The following is a 3,253-nucleotide window of genomic DNA, read 5'->3' on the forward strand; positions in this document are numbered from 1 at the left end:
TCCGCGAGCGCAGGGCGCTGATGGCGTCCACGGCCGCCTCGGCCGCGGACGTCGTCGTGATGTAGGGCACCTTGTACGCGATGGCCGCGCGCCGCGCCGCGTAGTCATCGTACTGGCTCTGCTTGCCCAGGGGCGTGTTGATGAGCAGCGCCACCTCGCCCGAGATCAGGTGGTCGGCCATGTTGGGCCGCCCCTCGCCCACCTTGAAGATGGTCTCGCAGGGAACGCCGCGCTGCCGAAAGTACCGCGCCGTACCGCTCGTGGCCTGGATGCGGAAGCCCATGTCGTGCAGCCGCCGCGCAAAGTCCGTCGCCGTGCGCTTGTCGTTGTCGTTCACGGTGATGATGACCTTGCCGCCCGACGGCAGGTCCATCCCCGCCGACGTCTGCGCCTTGGCGAACGCCATCCCGAAGCTGTCGTCAAAGCCCATGGCCTCGCCCGTGGAGCGCATCTCCGGCCCCAGCAGCGAGTCGCCCTCCAGCTTGTTGAAGGGGAAGACGGACTCCTTGACCGCCACGCCGCCCACCGGGATCTCCTCCGGCAGGTTGAAGCTCGCCAGCGTCTCGCCCACCATCAGCCGCGCGGCGATCTTGGCGATGGACACGCCCGTGGCCTTGCTCACGAACGGCACCGTGCGGCTGGCGCGCGGGTTCACCTCGATGACGTACACCTGCCCCTCGAACACGGCGTACTGCACGTTGATGAGGCCCACGACGCCCAGCTCCAGCGCGAACTTGCGGGTCTGCTCGCGCATCTCCGCCACCTCGGCATCGCCCAGCTTGTAGGGCGGCAGCACCTGGGCAGAATCGCCGGAGTGGATGCCCGCCTCCTCGATGTGCTGCATGACCCCGGCGATCACCACCGTCTCGCCGTCGCACAGCGCGTCCACGTCCGCCTCGAACGCGTCCTCCAAAAAGCGGTCGATCAGCACGGGCCGCTCGTGGCTCACCCGCGCCGCCGTCTCGAAGTAGTGGCGCAGCTGCGGCTCGTCGTACACGATCACCATCCCCCGCCCGCCCAGCACGTAGCTGGGACGGACGAGGATGGGATAGCCGATGCGCCCCGCGATCTCCGCCGCCTGGTCCACGCTCGTGGCCAGGCCGTTGGGCGGCTGGCGGACGCCCAGCTTGCGCGCGGCCTCCTCGAAGCGCTCGCGGTCTTCCGCGCGGTCGATGGCCTCCACGGGTGTGCCCAGGATCCTGACGCCGAGCCGGTCCAGCGGCTGCGCCAGCTTGAGGGGCGTCTGCCCGCCCATCTGCAGGATCACGCCCTCCGGCTGCTCCAGCCGGACGATCTCGATGACGTCCTCCAGCGTCAGCGGCTCAAAGTACAGCTTGTCGCTGACGTCGAAGTCCGTGGAGTTGGTTTCGGGATTGGAGTTGACCATGATGGTCTCGAACCCCGCGTCGCGCAGCGCGAGCGCCGCCTGCACGCAGCAGTAGTCGAACTCCACCCCCTGGCCGATGCGGATGGGCCCCGAGCCCAGGATGATCACCTTGCGGCGGTCACTCCGCTCCGACTCGTTCTCGTCCGCGTACGTGGAATAGAGGTACGGCGTGAGGGCCGGGAACTCGCCCGCGCAGGTGTCCACCCGGTTGTAGACGGGATGGATGCCCATCTCCCAGCGCCGCTCGCGGACGGCGTCCTCCGTCTCGCCGCGGATGCGCGCCAGCTGCACGTCGCTGAAGCCGAGCTTCTTCATCCGCCGCAGCGAATGGGCGTCGACCTCCCCCAGCGCCGCGTACTCGCGCTCCGCGTCCACCAGCTGCTGCAGCTGCGCGATGAACCACGGGTCGATGAACGTCAGCTCCGCCACCTCCTCCACGGAAAAGCCCGCCTCCAGCGCGCGCTTGAGCTGGTAGTAGCGCTCCGGCGTGGGCCGGCGCAGGGCGCGGCGCAGCGTCTCGTGGGATTCGTCCTCCAGCCGGTCGTCCTTGAGCGTGCCGATCTCCCAGCCGCTGCGGCCCACTTCCAGGGCGCGGATGGCCTTTTGCCACGCCTGCTTGAAGGTGCGGCCGATGGCCATGGACTCGCCCACGGCCTTCATCTGCACGCTCAGCGTGGCGTCCGCCGCCGGGAACTTCTCGAAGGCGAAGCGGGGGAACTTGACGACGACGTAGTCCAGCACCGGCTCGAACGACGCCGGCGTGCTCTCCGTGATGGCGTTGGGCAGCTCGTCCAGCGTGTAGCCCACGGCCAGCTTGGCGCCGATGCGGGCGATGGGGTAGCCCGTGGCCTTGGACGCCAGCGCCGAGGACCGCGACACGCGCGGGTTCATCTCCACGATCAGCATCTCGCCGTTCGTGGGATTGAGCGCGAACTGCACGTTGCACCCGCCCGCCTCCACGCCGATCTCGCGGATGATGGCGATGGCCGCGTCGCGCATCAGCTGGTACTCCACGTCCGACAGCGTCTGCGCCGGCGCCACGGTCACGCTGTCGCCCGTGTGCACGCCCATGGCGTCGACGTTCTCGATGGAGCAGATGATGACGACGTTATCGGCCCCGTCGCGCATCACCTCCAGCTCGTACTCCTTCCACCCGATGACGGAGCGGTCGATGAGCACCTCGTGCACGGGGGAGAGATCGAGGCCGCGGCGCACCTGCTCCTCGAACTCCGCGCGGTTGTACGCGATGCCGCCGCCCGTGCCGCCCAGGGTGAAGCTGGGGCGGATGATGGCCGGGTAGCCCGTGTCCTCCACGATGCGAAAGGCGTCCTCCAGCGACTTGGCGAACCCGCCGTGCGGCACGTGCAGGCCGATGCGCTCCATGGCCTGCGCGAACTCGCTGCGGTCCTCGGCCATGCGGATGGCGCGCGCGTCGGCGCCGATGAGCTCCACGCCGTGCTTTTCGAGCGTGCCCTCGTCGTACAGCTGCAGCGCCACGTTCAGCGCCGTCTGGCCGCCCATGGTGGGGAGGATGGCGTCGGGCTTTTCCTTTTCGATGACCCGCTCCACCCACTCGGGGGTGATGGGCTCGATGTAGGTGGCGTCGGCCAGGTCGGGGTCCGTCATGATCGTGGCCGGGTTGCTGTTGACCAGGATCACGCGGTAGCCCTCTTCGCGGAGGGCGCGCACGGCCTGCGTGCCGCTGTAGTCGAACTCGGCCGCCTGGCCGATGACGATGGGCCCGGAGCCCAGGATGAGGATGCTCTGCAGGTCGGTGCGCTTGGGCATCTATCGCTACAGTGAGGCGTCTGCGTGCGCGAGCGCCGGCCCGTCCGCGGGTCCATCGCGGAGGGCCGGCGCGGGGTG

Annotated in this window: 1 protein-coding gene; it reads right to left on the reverse strand. The window is 69.2% G+C overall.

Annotated features, from left to right (window positions below; all coding sequences use genetic code 11):
• On the reverse strand, positions 1-3,175 hold a 3,175-nt coding region (gene carB, locus VFZ20_RS13070; protein ID WP_329684333.1), incomplete at its 3' end, for a carbamoyl-phosphate synthase large subunit.
• Between the last annotated feature and the right edge of the window lie 78 nt (positions 3,176-3,253).

Origin of the sequence: Longimicrobium sp. (assembly GCF_036280135.1) — a bacterium.
GTDB lineage: Bacteria > Gemmatimonadota > Gemmatimonadetes > Longimicrobiales > Longimicrobiaceae > Longimicrobium.